The organism is Mucilaginibacter sp. Mucisp73, from assembly GCF_059491465.1.
Genome location: NZ_CP168507.1, coordinates 2,617,639 through 2,634,936, shown reverse-complemented (window position 1 = coordinate 2,634,936; position 17,298 = coordinate 2,617,639). Strand labels below are relative to the sequence as shown.

The 17,298-nt window shown below is 42.6% G+C and carries 14 protein-coding genes and 1 other RNA gene; 5 read left to right on the top strand and 10 right to left on the bottom strand.

Annotation, left to right across the window (positions count from 1 at the left end; translation table 11 throughout):
- The first annotated feature begins 7 nt into the window (after nt 1-7).
- Entirely contained in the window at nt 8-634 is a 627-nt protein-coding gene (locus tag ACEN82_RS11085; RefSeq protein ID WP_090525837.1) for an HAD family hydrolase, read from the top strand.
- On the opposite strand, the gene ACEN82_RS11080 is transcribed toward ACEN82_RS11085, so the two are convergent.
- Both ACEN82_RS11080 and ACEN82_RS11075 read right to left on the bottom strand, forming a co-directional pair.
- Nucleotides 621-1,136, bottom strand: a complete 516-nt coding sequence (locus ACEN82_RS11080; protein ID WP_090525838.1) for a DinB family protein — start codon at nt 1,134-1,136, stop codon at nt 621-623. The genes ACEN82_RS11085 and ACEN82_RS11080 overlap by 14 nt on opposite strands.
- The gene (locus ACEN82_RS11075) at nt 1,136-2,146 is read right to left on the bottom strand and encodes a glycosyl hydrolase (RefSeq protein ID WP_413320501.1); all 1,011 of its coding nucleotides are present in this window, start codon (nt 2,144-2,146) and stop codon (nt 1,136-1,138) included. Before ACEN82_RS11075 ends, ACEN82_RS11080 begins: the two co-directional genes overlap by 1 nt.
- A 225-nt stretch (nt 2,147-2,371) precedes the next feature.
- Between ACEN82_RS11075 and ACEN82_RS11070 the strand changes: the two genes are divergently transcribed.
- Complete coding sequence (locus tag ACEN82_RS11070; RefSeq protein ID WP_413320499.1) at nt 2,372-3,814, top strand: L,D-transpeptidase scaffold domain-containing protein; 1,443 nt, start codon at nt 2,372-2,374, stop codon at nt 3,812-3,814.
- A 65-nt stretch (nt 3,815-3,879) separates the two neighbouring features.
- Here ACEN82_RS11070 and ACEN82_RS11065 read toward each other — a convergent pair whose 3' ends face one another.
- The 3 genes from ACEN82_RS11065 to ACEN82_RS11055 all read right to left on the bottom strand — a co-directional run bounded on the left by ACEN82_RS11065 (nt 3,880) and on the right by ACEN82_RS11055 (nt 7,976).
- Nucleotides 3,880-4,671, bottom strand: coding sequence for a murein L,D-transpeptidase catalytic domain family protein (locus ACEN82_RS11065; protein ID WP_413320497.1), 792 nt, complete (start codon nt 4,669-4,671; stop codon nt 3,880-3,882).
- Between the two features lie 222 nt (nt 4,672-4,893).
- Nucleotides 4,894-5,472 (bottom strand): nitroreductase family protein, encoded by a 579-nt coding sequence (locus ACEN82_RS11060; RefSeq protein ID WP_413320495.1) that lies wholly within the window; start codon nt 5,470-5,472, stop codon nt 4,894-4,896.
- A 68-nt stretch (nt 5,473-5,540) separates the two neighbouring features.
- Complete coding sequence (locus ACEN82_RS11055) at nt 5,541-7,976, bottom strand: alpha-ketoacid dehydrogenase subunit alpha/beta (RefSeq protein ID WP_413320493.1); 2,436 nt, start codon at nt 7,974-7,976, stop codon at nt 5,541-5,543.
- 136 nt (nt 7,977-8,112) lie between these two features.
- Between ACEN82_RS11055 and ACEN82_RS11050 the strand changes: the two genes are divergently transcribed.
- The 3 genes from ACEN82_RS11050 to ssrA all read left to right on the top strand — a co-directional run bounded on the left by ACEN82_RS11050 (nt 8,113) and on the right by ssrA (nt 10,323).
- The gene (locus tag ACEN82_RS11050) at nt 8,113-8,511 is read left to right on the top strand and encodes a DUF1573 domain-containing protein (RefSeq protein ID WP_090525844.1); all 399 of its coding nucleotides are present in this window, start codon (nt 8,113-8,115) and stop codon (nt 8,509-8,511) included.
- Between the two features lie 134 nt (nt 8,512-8,645).
- Nucleotides 8,646-9,878 (top strand): pyridoxal phosphate-dependent aminotransferase, encoded by a 1,233-nt coding sequence (locus ACEN82_RS11045; RefSeq protein WP_413320491.1) that lies wholly within the window; start codon nt 8,646-8,648, stop codon nt 9,876-9,878.
- Nucleotides 9,879-9,954: 76 nt separating this feature from the next.
- Nucleotides 9,955-10,323, top strand: a transfer-messenger RNA (tmRNA) gene (gene ssrA / locus ACEN82_RS11040).
- 172 nt (nt 10,324-10,495) lie between these two features.
- On the opposite strand, the gene ACEN82_RS11035 is transcribed toward ssrA, so the two are convergent.
- From ACEN82_RS11035 to ACEN82_RS11015, 5 genes are all read right to left on the bottom strand, one after another.
- Nucleotides 10,496-11,842 (bottom strand): hypothetical protein, encoded by a 1,347-nt coding sequence (locus tag ACEN82_RS11035; protein WP_413320489.1) that lies wholly within the window; start codon nt 11,840-11,842, stop codon nt 10,496-10,498.
- Nucleotides 11,843-11,930: 88 nt separating this feature from the next.
- A complete protein-coding gene (locus ACEN82_RS11030) occupies nt 11,931-13,658 on the bottom strand; it encodes a DUF6035 family protein (RefSeq protein WP_413320487.1) in 1,728 nt (575 codons plus the stop codon).
- 221 nt (nt 13,659-13,879) lie between these two features.
- A complete protein-coding gene (locus ACEN82_RS11025; RefSeq protein ID WP_413320485.1) occupies nt 13,880-14,095 on the bottom strand; it encodes a hypothetical protein in 216 nt (71 codons plus the stop codon).
- Nucleotides 14,096-14,126: 31 nt separating this feature from the next.
- A complete protein-coding gene (locus ACEN82_RS11020) occupies nt 14,127-15,413 on the bottom strand; it encodes a hypothetical protein (RefSeq protein WP_413320483.1) in 1,287 nt (428 codons plus the stop codon).
- 13 nt (nt 15,414-15,426) lie between these two features.
- The gene (locus ACEN82_RS11015; RefSeq protein WP_495644122.1) at nt 15,427-17,277 is read right to left on the bottom strand and encodes a hypothetical protein; all 1,851 of its coding nucleotides are present in this window, start codon (nt 17,275-17,277) and stop codon (nt 15,427-15,429) included.
- Between the last annotated feature and the right edge of the window lie 21 nt (nt 17,278-17,298).

The window sequence follows — 17,298 nt, the reverse complement described above, 5'->3', positions numbered from 1 at the left end:
TGCTATCATGAAAAAAGCCATCATATTGGATCTTGATAATACCATATACCCTGTAAGTTCCATTGCCGATCATTTGTTTAATGAACTGTTCAACTTTCTTGATCAGCATATTACCGGCGAGGGTATCGAGCATATCAATAAAGCAAAGGAGGATTTAAAGAAGGTTCCCTATCAGAAGGTGGCAGACAAATACCAATTCAGCGATCTCATTAAAAACAAAGGGCTCGAACTATTAAATAATATTGAGTACAACCGGCCGATGCAGCCTTTTGATGATTACAAACAGATCCGCGAAACTAAGATCACCAAGTTTTTGGTTACCACGGGCTTTACCAAACTGCAATGGAGCAAAGTTAAAATGCTGAACATTGAAGCAGATTTTGAAGCCATCCACATTGTTGACCCTGAACTTTCGCCCCTTACCAAGAAAGATATTTTCGCGTTGATCTTGGAGAAATATGATTACAAACCCGAAGATGTACTCGTTATTGGTGACGATCCCGAATCTGAAATAAAAGCAGCAAGCGATTTGGGTATCGATACTTTTCTATACGATCCCGAAAATAAACATCCAAACGCCCGGGTAACCTATCGCTCACAAAATCTTAAGGATGCGGCCGCTATTGTTGCTTAAGCACCTTTACAGTAACCAAAAGCTGCCCAAGATGGCGCATGGTATGTTCGGCAGAATGCGTATACAAGCCGATAACTGTTGATGGTAATTGCCCCCGGCCTACTCCTCGCCATTCGGTTAATATGGTCTCGTCGGTAGCTTTGAGTTTATCGATAGCGTTATCAACCTCGGTATTAAACGCTTTTATTAAATCAACAACGGTAATTTCATATTCACCAGGTTCACCTTCGGCTGCAAGATAATTTAGTTGTGCCGCACTAAGCCCTTCACCTTTTGCATAGGTAAAAAGCCGATTGAGTACCCCGGTGAGGTGTTGCAAATGAAAAGCCGGCGATGCCACGCCGGCAAGCTTTTCCCACAGCAGCTTTTCCGGAAAATCGGCCATCAATTCATTAAGTTCTTCCCTTGCCTGTAAAAGCGCGTGTGCAACAGGTTGAAGCAAGGCCGGCACATCATCCAGCGGGCCGCGGAGCCAAACTTCAGGTAGTTTTTGAGTAGACATTAGTTTTTATTTAGCATTGTTTTCACCTGTTCGTGATTCAACGTTTGGGGTAAGCCATATATGGTTCTTACCCGTTCGTGTGTATTATCAGTCCACAGCCAGCTTGTCCATACCATAAACCAGGCCCATTCGGGTTGGGCTGCCAGAATTTCGGGTTTTGGCAGTTCGCCGGTTTCCGTCAGCGCAATGATCTTGCCATTGGCAACCTTAAGCAAATCGCTATAATCCCGTTGTTCATAATCGAAATGATAGATATCAGCACCTAAAATATCCACATAATCAGCACCGGGATAAAAGTCTTTATAGTCATACGCTTCATCTAATGGCAGGTCGCGCAAACCGTTAGGCCCCCATACCCAAATCAGGTTATTTAAATGATGATAATTGGTATAACGATCATACATCATTTTCCAAAGTTTAATGATACCGTCATTGCCTTTTTTGTTTCCCCACCAAAACCATACGCCGTTCATTTCATGGTAAGGCCGCCATAAAACAGGCACATGGGCATCTCTTAGCTGTTTCAGGTAACCGGCTACCACATCAATTTGGGCAAGCCATTTTTTATTCAGATCGGTGTTAGGAGTAATCAGTTCTTTCCACTGGACATCAGTCATTTTCCCCTGGATGCTTTGCTTCCAATCATATGGCGGATTATCTAAAGGGCGCCCCTGGTGCCACATGAGTGTTACCAGATAGCCATCCTGCCATTTCTGCTTAGCTTCGTTTACCAGGTCCTGCCCCAGATCTTTGTCTCCCCAAAGCATGAAATCAGAACCCCAAACGGCAGGATATTGTCCTGTAATTGCTTTGGCACTGTCTGAAAAAACGTCACGATCACTGTTATAATTTTGCTGCCCTGATAAGATATGCTTGCCTTTTATACTATAAAGGAAGCTAAGCAATTTATTTACTTCAGGCGATGCTTCTTTATTTACTGGTTTAAAACTTTGTGCTAATGCCATGAAAGGCAATGATATGATTAAAGTAAGCGGGAATAGTTTTTTCATTTTAATTAAACTGGCTATTCGGGTTAAAGGAGATAATAGGCTTTGTTCAAAAATAAATAAAAAGCACGGCCGTTTATGGTATGGCTATTGCTATTCATAAGCAATATTTAACTATCTTTCGTCTATATGATACCTATTCCCTTTAGGAAACACTTTATCCCGATTATACTTTCCACGTGTTTGGTTTTGCCTGCTGTATTACAAAGCTGCAAGAAAAAGCATGAAATGATTGCTGAAGATATGTTCAGGATCACGCAAAATGAAATTTTTAAAAAGGCCGATACTGAAGGATACATCCCTGTTTTTAAAAGAGTATTCACAAAATACCGGTCTAAGATTGCCAATCCGCTGGTTATCGAATCGTTTTTCAAAAAGAACGAATACCAGCCGCTCTTAGTTATAAACCACTTGAACAATGGCGATCTCGAAGCTTTACCAGAGTATCTTGATAAGATCAATGAACACGGCCTCGATCCAACTGTGTATCCATCGGCAGAGATCAAAGCACTTGTAGCCAAACTCAAAGACAAAAAGGCTATAAAAACAATTGATGAAGCCTATGAAACTGTTGCCAAGCTTGAGGTGTTAACAGCGGGCGCTTTGATAAAATACTCCAATGCGCTGCAGTACGGGGTAATCAATCCTAAAAAGATCTACTCAAGATATTTTATGGCCACCCGTCGACCTGATAGCACAACGATGCTTGCCACTTTAAACCGGGCAGATTTTAAAGCATTCCTTGACAGTATCCAACCCAAAAGCCCTCAATATTTAGCGTTACAAAAAGCATACAGGGACAGTGCAACTATAGAAGGCCTTTCCCGCGAGGAGAGCAAACGCTACTTATTGGTGAGCCTGGAGCGGCTGCGTTGGAGAAATAAACCTTTCGAACCCAAATATGTGATTGTAAATATCCCCGATTTCAGGCTCGACGTTATCGAAGATGGCAAATCGGTTTTAAATATGAAAGTTTGTGTAGGCCAGGGACGAAACATGAAAAACCAAAACACGCTTGAACATTTTGATGATACAGCGAGGGCCGATAAACCTTTTCCCCGGGAAACGCCGATACTGAACAGCCTGATCCATAGCGTTGAGGTAAATCCTATTTGGAATATTCCCCGCAGTATTGCAACAAAAGAGATCATTGTTGAGGCTGCCGACGACCGTTACTACCTCTCCAATAAAAACATAGATGTTTTTAAGGACGGTAAAAAGATTGAAGATCCGGAAACTATCGATTGGTCGCAGGTTACGCCCGACAATCTGGAATACGAGTTTAAACAACGCCCCGGAGAAGACAACTCGCTGGGTAAAATAAAGTTTCTGTTTAAAAACCGCAGCAGTGTTTACCTTCACGATACACCTAATAAAGAAGCATTCAGGCATGCTATGCGTGCAGTAAGTCACGGCTGTGTACGATTAGGTGATCCGCTTGGCCTGGCACAAAACCTGTTTGGAGAAGGCGCCGCCCTTGACACCATTTCGAAAGATATGGTTGAAGATAAACCGAACCCAACCAATATAGGCTTGCCAAAGAAAACGCCTATTTACATCACGTATGTAACCTGCTGGGCAGATGACAATGGCACCATCCAATACCGCCCGGATGTTTATGGCTTAGATATAGTGCTTTATTCACACCTGCAAAGCTTTTTGGCCAAATAAAAAAAGAGCCCGGCAAACTTTTGAGTAAGCCGGGCTTCATGATTTGGTTTATAGTTGGGTTGGATTTAAAACTTTGTAAAATTGAATGACGTATCAGCGCTTGCCATTAAGTTAAGCGGCCCCGTTTCATCCAGGTATTTTGAATAGTACGACTCATCGTTTCCGTTAATAAATAAAACGGTTTTGCCGGCAATGGTATTGATAACTTTATTAACCACTTTTGGCGATACCGCGGGGCAGCCAAAGCTTCTGCCGATATATCCCTGCTCATTGATAGCAGCAGGCCCAACATAATTAGCGCCATGTACAACAATGCTGCGCATACGGGCATTGCCGTTAAAGCCTTCATCCATACCGTCAAGGTATAGTGAACGGCCATGTTTACCATTATAAACCTTATCAGTTATATAAAATCCGAGACTGCTTTCATGTGAATCGTTCGCATCCGAAAAATGACTTGCCATTTCCTGCCCGCTGCCTGATCCATGTGCAACCCATGTATTGAGCACCAACTGTTTGTTCAACAAATTTATAATCCACATACGCTTTTCACGGCTTGATTTGCTAAAATCAACCACCGTGAGCACGTCGCTGCTTTGAGGTACCTGGTGCGAAAGCTTCAGATTGGTATAGCCTGTTACAGCTTTTTCAAACACATTAAAAGCTAAACCGGCCTCTTTAAGGCGCGCTGCCTCATATAAATTATTAACGTATTGCTCAAATAGTTCTTTAGTTGTAAACGTTGCATTTTCTTTCCTTACGCTCACTGATCTGTTTGCACCATCCGATTTCCAGCTTAAAATTGTTGCTGAAAGAAAAAAAATCGACATAGTGCCCCACAAAAAATGTTTCCTCATACGCTTTCCTGAGTTTAATTAATTTAAAATAATTAGGGTATAGTAACAGGTTTTGGACGGTTTGTTAACCTGGTATTAACAGGTAAACACAAAAATATACTTTAAAACCTAAAATCCAAATTAGTAAACCATATTTTTTTTACTTAAATGAAAATAAGTTTAAAGATAAGCAATATTTTAGACTGTTATACGGAGCAAAAAAGGAAAGGTTATGGGTTAATTTTACTTAACCCATTTAATTTTATTTTCAAGCGGAATAGTACGTTTACCTTCGGGATACAGGTCGGCATAACCAAGATATAATACGCCCATTACATTATCTTCATCCCGCAAATTCAAAAATTCTTTAAAAGCAGGTTTCAGGATAGCACCGCCGGTACTCCAGAAGGAGGCCATATTTAAGGCTGTTGCACCTAAAAGGATATTCTGAATAGCGCTCGACACAGCTGCAACTTCCTCGAACGGCGGTATTTTAGGCAAATCGCCGCGCTGCATTACCGTAATGATTACATGCGAAACTTTGTTGCCAAGGGTTTTCAGGTTATTGTATGCAGCCTCATTAAATTCTTCGGCAGATACACTCTGTTTATAAACTTCGGCATGTTCGGCACAAAACTGCTCAGGATTTTCATAAACAATAAAGCGCCAGGGCTCGGTGAAACCATGGGTTGGTGCCCAATCGGCAAGTTCCAACAAAGCAGCAATGTGTCCGTTTGGTGCCTTATGACCATTCATCATGGCTGGTTTTACGGTACGGCGGGTTTTGATATTCTCCGCAACGGTTAAAAAAGTATTCTCCATTTCAGATAAAAAGGGTTGTTGAAATCAGGATTATGAATCACTGATTTCAACAACCTGTAATTATGTTATTAATAAATAGCAGGATATTTTGATGGATTAGCCTCGTTCATCATAGCATAAATAATTTCAACAACATCATCAACGGAAGGCTTGCTGAAGTAGTCTCCGTCCGAACCATAAGGCGGCCTATGTTCTTTTGCGGTAAGCGTTTTTGGCTGGGCATCAAGCGCATAATAGCCATTTTGACTTTCCATTATCTTTTGCAGAATATAAGCTGAACCAGCACCCGGTAAGTCCTCGTCAACAACAAGTAACTTGCTGGTTTTCTTTAACGAAACACCACAAACACCCTCTGTATCAAAAGGATATAAAGTTTGCGGATCGATAATTTCAATATTGATACCCATTGCTGCGAGCTCTTCCGACGCTTCCTGTACGATGCGTAGCGTTGAACCATAAGATACAACGGTAATATCGCTGCCTTCGCGCAAAACCTCGGCTTTACCAAGCGGTACAGTAAATTCGCCGACATTGGCGGGTAACTTTTCTTTTAAGCGATAACCGTTCAGGCATTCTATTACCAGCGCAGGTTCGTCGCCCCTTAACAGCGTATTATACATACCTGCTGCCTGGGTCATGTTACGGGGCACACAAATATGAAAGCCGCGCATCGACCCTAAAATAACACTCATTGGCGAACCTGAATGCCAGATCCCTTCTAAACGATGGCCCCGGGTACGGATAATAAGCGGAGCTTTTTGCCCGCCCATAGTACGGTAACTTAAACTTGCTATATCATCACTGATGATGGTTATGGCATAGATCAGATAGTCAAGGTACTGGATCTCTGCGATTGGCCTTAGGCCGCGCATAGCAAGGCCCATACCCTGCCCTATGATACTTGTTTCGCGAATGCCCGTATCTGTAATGCGGATTTCGCCATATTTTGCCTGTAAACCAGCAAAGCCCTGGTTAACATCGCCTATCGCACCCAAATCTTCACCAAATGCCACGATGCTTTTATCGCGTGCAAAATTGGCGTCGAAAGCTGCATTCAATACTTCCCTTCCATCCATTAACTTGGCATCATCGCTATAAACAGCGGGCACAACAGGCACATACAGAGGCGATTCAGGAGTTCCGGTAAACAGCTTTGAATTGTAACGTTCGGTATTTTTTGCTTTCTCAACTTTTAACCATTCTGTTAAAAGCTGGCGTTCAACATTATTTTCGGTAGTAGTTAACCGTAATGTTTTGCGGATGGCCGAAAAAATCTCGCGACGCCCGGCATCAATACTGGAGCGCAAACCAGCCGATAATGCTGATATTACTTCTTTTTTACCCGGCACTGTTTCGGCAAAGGCATCGATCAACGCTGCAGCTTCTTCTATTTCGCTTTTTATTACGACAGCCAATTCATTAGCCGCCTCACGTTGACATTCGCGTACATATCTTTTTGCTTCAGCTTCAAGCTCTTCCAGTTCTATTTCGGTCGAGATAGCCGATGTAATCATCCACTCGCGCATTTTTAACAAACAATCGTGCTCATCTTCCCAGGTAAGGCGTTCCCTACTTTTATAGCGCTCATGTGAGCCCGAAGTTGAGTGCCCCTGTGGTTGGGTCATTTCGGTAACATGGATCAGCACAGGCACATGTTCCTCACGGCAAATATTAATGGCGCGCTCGTAAGTTTCACAAAGGGCAATATAATCCCAACCGCGAACTTTAAAGATCTCGTAACCGTTACTTCCGTTTTCGCGCTGAAAACCTTTTAATATTTCAGAAATATCTTCTTTGGTAGTTTGCAGGTTCGCCGGCACCGAAATAGCATAAGCGTCATCCCAAATAGAGATGGCCATAGGCACCTGCAATACCCCTCCTGCATTAAAAGTTTCAAAAAACGAACCTTCGGATGTGGCGCCGTTACCAACGCTGCCAAAAGCAACTTCATTACCATTAACCGAAAATTGTTTCAGATAATCCAGCTCTTTATTTTGGCGATATAGCTTTGACGCGTAAGCTAAACCTAATAAGCGGGGAATTTGTCCGGCGGTGGTTGATATATCCGACGAACTGTTCATCGTTTCAGCCTGGTTAACCCAACTGCCATCAGTATTCACAAAACGTGTAGCGTAGTGGCAGTTCATTTGCCTGCCGCCAGAGGCCGGATCTTTTTCAATATCGGGGTTAGCATATAGCTGGGCAAAAAACTCTTTCATATTACTCATGCCCGTAGCAAACATAAAAGTTTGATCGCGGTAGTAGCCCGCGCGCCAGTCGCCGGCGCGGAAAGCCTTGGCCATTGCCAATTGCGCAACCTCTTTACCGTCGCCGAAAATACCGAACTTTGCCTTGCCCGTTAGCACTTCCCTGCGGCCTATTAAACTGGCCTGACGGCTCTCATAACCAATGCGGTAATCATCAATAACAATCTTCTTGAAATCATCAAAACTGAGCTCGGCAGTATTAAATTTACTGGTAGCGCGTGTTGTAGTTTCAGGCATATAAAATTTTGTTTAGACGGTAAAAGTATAAAATTCTATTCTGTATTAAGCAAACTAACAGATAAAACCCCGAGTTTGAGTAATAGTTTTGTAATTACATTAAACCTTTTATATTTGTAATAATCAAATATAACGTATGAAAAAGATATTAATGATTTGCGCGGTAATATTAGGCTTTGCCTTCACCGCATCAGCACAAGATAGCGGAAAAGCTGAGTTTAAATTTAACGAAGAAAAGCATGATTTTGGTAAAATACCACAAGGCACTCCTGTTACTACCGTGTTTGAGTTTACCAATATTGGTAAAGAGCCTCTTATTTTAACAGAAGTAAGACCAACCTGCGGCTGTACCATTGCCGACTATACAAAAACCCCTGTAAAAAGCGGCGATAAAGGCACCATCAAAATCACTTACAATGCTGCCGCTGCTGCTCCGTTTAATAAAACTATCGTAGTTAAATCAAACGCAGTAACTCCCGAAAAATATTTGAACATTGTTGGTGAAGTAGTAGCTAAACCCGCGGCGAGTAAATAACTGATTACATGCTTGATATATCCCGTATATCAATCGGGATATTTAAAAATATATTTAAAAGACCCAGTTTTGGGTCTTTTTTCATTTACAAAGGTTTTACAAAACAGTATTTTGATTTTTAGTAATTTTGCAGGATGCCAAAAATATCAGAAAAAGGGCAACGGATGCCCGCATCACCGATAAGAAAGTTAACACCTTACGCCGATAAAGCTAAGCAGGATGGAAAAAAGGTGTATCATCTCAACATCGGCCAACCCGATATTGCTACACCCGATGGCATGCTGAATGCCGTTAAAAATATTGATTTTAAGGTTTGGGCTTATACCCCGAGCGAAGGCACATTAAGCTATCGCAAAAAGCTTACTGAATATTATAACAAGCTGGATTATAATATTACCCCCGAGGATATTATTGTTACCACTGGAGGCTCGGAAGCGATTACAATTGCTATGATGGCCTGTCTTGATTCGGGCGATGAAGTGATCATCCCCGAGCCTTTTTATGCCAATTATAATGGATTTGCAAGCCAGGGCGATGTTGTGGTTAAGCCTATATTGTCATACATTGATAATGGTTTCGCGCTCCCTCCTATCAGCGAATTTGAAAAGCTGATAACGGATAAAACCAGGGCCATCATTATATGCAATCCTAACAATCCTACCGGGTATTTATACTCAAAAGAAGAGATGGAAGCATTGAAGCAACTGGTTTTAAAGCATGACCTTTATCTTTTTTCGGACGAAGCTTACCGCGAGTTTTGCTATGATGGCCGTTCATTTATATCACCGGTGCACATGGATGGGCTTGAAGAAAACGTTGTAGTACTGGATACAGTAAGCAAACGCTACAGTGCGTGCGGTGCCCGGTTAGGCTGCCTGATCACTAAAAATAAAGAGTTGCGTGCCACAGCTTTAAAATTTGCCCAGGCCCGTTTAAGCGCAGGCATGGTTGAACAAATTGCAGGCGAAGCTGCCGTTGATACTCCGGATAACTATTTTGAAGCTGTAAATAAAGAATATACCAGCAGGCGTAACACACTTGTTAGTGCATTAAACAAAATGGATGGCGTTTATTGCCCTAACCCCGGCGGTGCTTTTTATGTGGTTGCCAAATTACCTATTGACGATGCCGACAAGTTTTGCCAATGGATGCTTGAATGCTTCAGCCTCAACAACGAAACTGTGATGATGGCCCCTGCCACCGGCTTTTACAGCACACCAGGCGCGGGACTAAATGAAGTGCGTATGGCATACGTTTTAAATAACAACGAGCTTAAAAAAGCGATGATTTGTTTGGATGAAGCATTGAAAGTTTATCCGGGCCGCGTGGTAGCTGATAGCCTAAAGCAAAAGGCCGAAAGCGTTTGAATTTGCCCAGTTTGCTAAAATTTTATATCTTTGATGGCTTTTTGCATTATCCTTTCAGCTTTAAGCTCCAATAAATGGGGTCGACCGGAATTGACAGGATGGAGATAAGTAGGTAAGCATGCAGCGCGTTGGGTGAATTAGCGCTTTAATCTGAACGCTCAAACTTACAAATGGCGAAAATAACTACGCCTTAGCTGCCTAATTTAGAATTAGCATAGCTTTTGTCCCGCCGGTTTTCCGTTTCATCGGATCGGCAACCGGGGCATCGAAAGATGAAACTGGCCTGCTTAGGGTGTAATAAGCCGGTAAGATAAAGCACCTAAGGAAGACGGTACAGGTAAGCGACTGACCTTCCCCTTCCCTACAATTAAACAGAAGCTAAGCATGTAGAAAGCTTATCTTATACCATGTTTGGACGAGGGTTCGAATCCCTCCGGCTCCACTAAAAAGGGCGATTTTAGTTTAAAATCGCCCTTTTTTTATATCTTAAAAAAAATTAAGTCTCGCTTTAAAACCCTAGTTGTAGTACAGTTGTTAAACAATTGTTAAACATTTCGATCAAATATTTTGTCCTTGGTTAATTTCTATTTTTTGAGATGATGACACAATCATTGTCACTAGTACGCCATGAATTGCTGAGGTTTTAATCCAACAAATGGATCACGGGCTAATGAAGCTTTAGTCTCATTGATTAATTGAATTTGCTGGACTGAGACAGGGACGATATCTGTCAACATTATTAAGCCGCAAACAGTATTGATCAATTGCGTGATCTCAGTATGCAGCTTTTTGCTGAAGACATAGATGTCGTAGTAATCTCGGCTCATCAGTCCGGACATTTCGGAGGCAAAGCCAAAGGATTCAGGTTTATAATATCGTTGTAATACTTGCCTCACTTCCTCGGGAAACCAGATCAACAGTTTATCCTCCTTCCGATTGGCACCGCCTACGGTGAGGGGGCGGATAAAGCTGCGATGTTGGATAGCGTCACGCAAAGGATAGATAAAATCAATCAAACAAGATACCTTATCACTTAGCAGGTAAGAGCTAATCGCCATGGCTTTTACTGCTAAGGCTTTGTAATACGCTTCACTATGCTTTTTTTGGGGGTATACAGGATTTTGAAGTTTGACTTTGATTCTATTGTTTTCGGTAAGCGAAAAACCAAGATCGTATATATAGTTGATTATCCAGGCCAGGTTATCGAAGCTACCGGTAACCAATACGGCAAGATAACTCAGGTGATACATCACTTCGGTGGAAGCATTATTAGTTACAGTGCGTAGAGACTGGTACTTAAGTTCGACAACGCATTTATTTATCAGCATCGTCCGGTCATGCAGGCTTTGCAACAGATTTTCAATAGTGTCGGCATACTTGGGAAAGGCGCTTTTTACATGATAGAATTCTATGAATAAGGATTTGTAGTTAGGGATGACTTTATTAACGGTGATCAGGTCGTAGAGAAATTGGTTCGTGATATCATTTGCCCTGAGCTTAAAAATGCCACTTTTAACATGATAAACCTCCAGTATATCAAGTGCGCGGTCCAGTGATATGCCACGCTTTGAGCTGTGCGAAATATGGTAATGAAAATAATGGTTTCCCATCAACATATTGTCATTTAAACTGAAGCCATGCCGCGCTTCAAAACGCAAGGCTAATTCCGGGTCTGTCTCAGCTGAAAATACGGCATGAAGAAATTTACTTTTGACGATATACTCATTGTGCTGTAAGTAGTATTGTGCAACATCCAGGTCATTTTCTTTTAAGATGGCCTGCACGACCTCGTCATCGGTCGGCGTGAATATGATGGGACACGTTTGTAAACCTGCGATTTTAATGAGCCGTTGCATCTCCGGACGTCCATCACGGATTTCCTGTAAGAATGACTGCGTATGAACCAACATCGCAGGGGCCTCCAGTGCAGGGACGGCATCTAATGGATTATAGTCGTTGCGCAATGTTTTTTGAAATATGGATAAGAGACGATAGGAATGCGAATGTATTTTAAGGTTGTGGCTTGTTTCATTCCCATTCTATTAGTGAATATTAGATATTGTGCAATGGCTTCAATTCCGGAAAAAGGCTCAAAATTAATGAACCATATTCAGGGTCAAGTCTCATGCCGTTTGATTCCCAATAGTTGAACCGGCTCTTCAGTTTACCGCTTTTATCTTCAGCAAGCAATTGATTGTAATAACCATAGACTTTTACCGCCCGAAGAAAGATATAGGCGTAATCTCGGTAGCTGTCAAATACGTAGTGCGCGACCTGCTTCATATGAATATAGCGAAACCCGATAATCATCTTGTACTTAAGGGAATTGACGGCCATCAATATCTTATTCAAGCGTAACAACTCGAAGGCATGGTGCTTGTTTTGCAAAGCTTCAAACATTTTGATGGTGGCCCATCTTTCAATATACTGCATTTCAGATTCGCTTTGGTTAAAGTAGTTTTTGTCGTAGAGTTCCTGTACGTCCTGTCGATCTTGTTCGAATAAGTTAAAGCCTTTTCGGAAAAGGCAGGCGACATATTGATTGAACTGCAAGTGATCAGGTATATACAATAATTCTTTTAAAACACTTGATCCGCTGACTTGAAGGGCGGAAGTATCTATACTGATTTGATCGTTACAGCAAAGGAACCGCAAAAAGTTAAATTTTCTGCGCTCGAAAAACAGCTTTGATATGATATGCACATTATCACTGCAAAATTTCAACCGCTCTTCCAGTTCCTGCTTGGTCACACAGTACCTGATGAGTTCTGACAAATGCTCCAATTCATCCTCAGGTAACCAATCCTTTTTGTAGAATTTCTTCAGGTAATCAGCGATCTTATCAAGTGTTCGTTGACTCTTAGCTCTTTTTTCGGCCTCTTTTTGGGCGGCCTGCTTTTGTTCCAATTCCAGCTGCAATTCTTTTTGTACCGATTCAGCATCGTAGTAATGAAATTGCCCGGGATTGATGAAGGTGATTTCTTCAAGGCCGATCGTTGCCTCATTCCAGCGAGAATTAATTTCATTATCATCAATGAAAAATTCCCGATAGTAGCAAGTCAGCAACAGTTTCCCGGCATTTTCTGAATTTACCTGGGCCTTTTTGTCGAATACATATACATTGTGGTTATTATTATAGAAAACATCCTTTTGAGTAAACTTCTGCAGGTCCGACTGTAAGGAAAAGTACGGGAATACCCAGACTAGGTAGATACCTTGCTGCTGATAAAAAAGGCTCCTGCCTACAATTACTGAAAGGAAGGTGGTCGATAGTTGCAGTTCAAAGGCAATATTGCCGATAATATTATGGTTCGCCAACACATCGGGCTTTCTCCATTTGCGGAAAATCGCCTCATTTTTGTAAACCTGATCGATCCTGACACTGCTGATTTCCGGGTCAAATTCCAGGTAGTGCGCGATCAATCTTTTTAGCGTATCATGGAGGACACTTTCTTTTTCGCCGTTGTATTTGATACACCTGACCTCTTCTTCGGTTAACCGGCTTTGCGTTTTAATTACGCAGTCTGCGCTTTTATAAGGATGTGTAAAATAAAAATTCTTTTTCTGTTCAATTCCCAAACGCCCCCTGATGGCGACGGGCTGTTTACAGTACAAGCATACCAGTTCCACGGCATTGTTCTGTAGATCCTTTTCGATCTGTGTACGCAATTGAAATATCTTAGCCTCGTTCGTATGCTGATCTTTAAATAGTTCTTCAACGTCTATTTGTTCACCGGTTGTAAGGTTTAATATAGTTTCTATTGTACGTTGGTTACTCATTTACGCTTTACCGCTTACGCGAGTGTTATTTACAAATATATCGAATTACAAAACGAATGGGGGGTGATCTAACAATAAGTGATTGATCCTTGCAAACCGGTTACCCGCCCGAAAATTGGAGGTGCTGACCAAGCTTTAAAAGGCTATAACTAAACTATGGTCTACCGTTTAGCGTAATTGCCCAACCCGTCTTGATATTTTTTAAATGTCAGGCTCATGCGTTAAAACTGATCAACGAACGGCAGTACACCGCCGGCAATTAGGCTGGATACGGGCAGCAGTCCAGCCTGTTCGCTACCTGCCGTACGCTCACAAGCTTCCTGCCCGCTGCAAAACCTATATCTTTGGGCGCCATCCCGCTTTTCCGGAAAATATCTTGCCTCGCTACCGCCGGGCAGGCATTTTCTTTGGCTGGCCCAAAGCCGGGGGAATTGCAAATCACAAAAGTGCAATCATCGAGTGCTTCGTTCAATTAAAATTTTGGTAGCTTCCGAATGAAAATGTCGGCTCTAATTCAAGAACCCGATCTTTAATATATTGGTTGTCGGTCCTGGCTCGCCTTCGGCCATACACCTGGCTATTACCATTGACCGCCTCGACGAGCAGCTTCAGTTCATTAAGATCAAATTCGTCGAGCAAAGGTTCAATCAGATCAGAAAATCGCTTATCGGCGGTATCATAACCAGGACTTGAACCAAACATCTTGATCAAAAAGATATTTCCCTCAACCCTCTTGGCCTGTAGTAAGGCCTGGTTATAGATCTTTAACAAAGTAGGCGTGCTGATATACGAATACTCATAATTGCTTAGATAATTAATCTTAGAAACCCTTTCCATGTGCGCTTCTATGGAAAGTTCCCGGTAATAAGCCAGCGCGTCCAGATCAGCGTTTTTGCCCAACTGGTTATTAATAATCATTTTGGTGGTTTCGTTCATCATTTCGCTTACCTTCGGAAACTGATTGAAAAGATCCAGTAAATAGTAGGTAAGGTCCGGATCTATGTCACTGAAATATTCTTTTTCTTCACTGATCTTTCTAACGAGTAGGCCATAGTCCAATTTTAGCATAATGGACAAGGCCCGGTTTGTTACAAAACGGTGCTGAACAGATTTTTCATCTTTCAGTTTCAAAGCGACTTTCCAGAGCGACCGGAAGATCTGACTTTTAACCTTGTCACTAAAACGTTCCAAATATTTGGACTGCAGATGTTTTTCAAGTTGGGCCGGATCGGGGAAGAAATGCTGAACAGCGACAAGATTTTCCAGAAAATCATCGAATATCTTTTTGGATAACAAGGCTGGCTTGATCAGTATACCTTCCATCATGTTCCTGATATGCGCCCTTGTGGTTTCACGATTTGGGGCATAGAGTTCATAATTCCCGTCCAGAACCGGATGAGCGCATAAATTTCGCAGATTTTGCAGTGCCTTAAAGTGTATGTAATCGGCAGCGTCAAAAAGGCTTGTTCTGCTTGACACCAATTCCACAAGCTTGCCTTCCCACTCAGAAAGTTTTACACTGTTATTTTGTGTGGTGCTTACTTCATTCAGGATATCAATAGCTGCGGCATCATTGTACAGGTCTTTCAATTCCTCAAGTTTATACAATAGATCTGCAATGGTGATCGAGTATAACATAACGATGGCCGAACGGTAGCTTTCATTATAATATGATTTTAGGACTTCGTCAAAGTAAGTTTTGGTTTTCGGTGAATGTATCCTTTCAGCGTTCTGGTCAAGGGAAAAATCTCTCATACTTTTAATTTGTTTAGGTTCTTGTGGGCAATATAATTGTTGGCGCGGCAGGAGTTGATGCGGTCAGGTAATAATTGATATTGATAAAAAGGTGATAAATAACGCCACCGGAATTCAGCTGGGTTTTACCTACTTTGATCGCAGAATTTTGTACTTTATAAGCTCCGCTTACATCCTGGAATTTCCCGCTGGGCTCATGACCGGCGGGGTAGTTGCATTGGGGTAACACGTCTTCCTGATAACTTTTCCAATTCGCCAGAAAATCGTTACCTTTTTCTCCTGTATCATACATTATGAGGAGCATGATCTCCCGTTGGTGATAATAATTAAAGACCTTACTAAGATGAGGCACGACATTGTTCGTAGCGCGATAGATGAGGGCTTCGCCTGTCACAATGAGCTTTCCATCTGCGGTAATCACGGGCAGGTCACGTTCTCCGGGTTGCGGCCCGTTTGCGCCGGAAAAAGCACCACGTTTTTGGCCACCTATCGACCATCCGTAACCTAGAATGCGACTTTCCAGTAGGGCCTCCATCAGGTCATTGTATTTGTTTTCGTCCCGGATCACGTCAATCGCCTTAATCTTTTCGAGCATCTTGTCGCCGGCGTAGACAAATTCCTGGGTGATGAATTCTCCAATTTCAGTTTTTCCATTCAGGCGTTCAGGTAAAATCCTGATCAACTTCTCCGGGGCACTGTCGAAAATCCGACGATAATGAATGATCAATTCGTCAATGTTTTCTGTCCCTTTTATTTTGTCTTCCAGATCACGTATAAATTGGATGTCCCCGTAATCGCCATATTGATGGTAGTCTTTGGCTATCTCCAGCCAGTGGTAGGCTTCAGCTCGTCTCCCGCTCTGAATTAGGCTTTCAATCCAGGCATTTAGGATGTCGGGCAGCATTTGGTATGGAAGATCCAGTTCATGAAAATGTGTTTCCATTTCAGCTTGGTAGTTTAGCTTTAAATAAACCTCCAAGAGCAGTATGGAAATTTCTGGTTCCAGGCTCTCCAGTACAGTAGCCTCGATTTTTCTTGCAGCCACTCGCCATTCCTCAAGCGCTTCAGCATATTGCTTAGAACCATTGGTAACCGAGGCAAGCGTAGTTGCAGCCAGGAATCGGTTCACTGCCAGACTTGGGTACTGAGGGTGACGGATAAATAGTCTGTTAAATATCTCGTAGGCGCTCTCCGGTTGTGTTTTTATCCGGATCAACCCCCGGTAGAACTCTTTGTAGTCCGCATCGGTCAGATCCCGATGATACACCGGTGCACTCCTGGCTGGTAATGGTTCGCGGTCTAACTGTGCTTCGTCTGATTTGAAATAGGCGATCAATAAACGAATACGATAGGCGACTGCTTTATACTCGTCATCTTTTCGCGCCTCCGTGACATGAACCTCATAGTAAATCAGCGATTCTTCGATCTTAGACATCAGTTCCGGATATTGGGATACCTTTAACAAAAGGCTTTGTATTTCCGGAATCCAGCTCTGTTTGCCCATCACCTCCCAAATGTCCGCCTCCCCTGCCTGCCCGATCAGCTGCTGGCGTAGGCCCTGAGCAGTGATCCATTCACTGATCGTTAGCAGCTTACGAAGGTCCCCGCTGTTTCTGATCGCTTGTATGATTTCAGATTTTTGCTTGAACCAGTTGATCGCCCGCGCCAATTGCGGCAATAAAGCTTCATTCCCGTCGCCAAAAAGCGATTCTTCACGTGTAAATTCAAAGATATCGAACCTAGCCGCCTGAGTGGAGATTCTGATGAACGTGACCACTCCAATCCGGCGCAAGCTGACCACCCATTCCGGGCGAAACTGACCACCTGATTCCGGGGCAAATTGACCACCGCAAACACGTAGCAAATGCTGTAAAAGAGACCATCT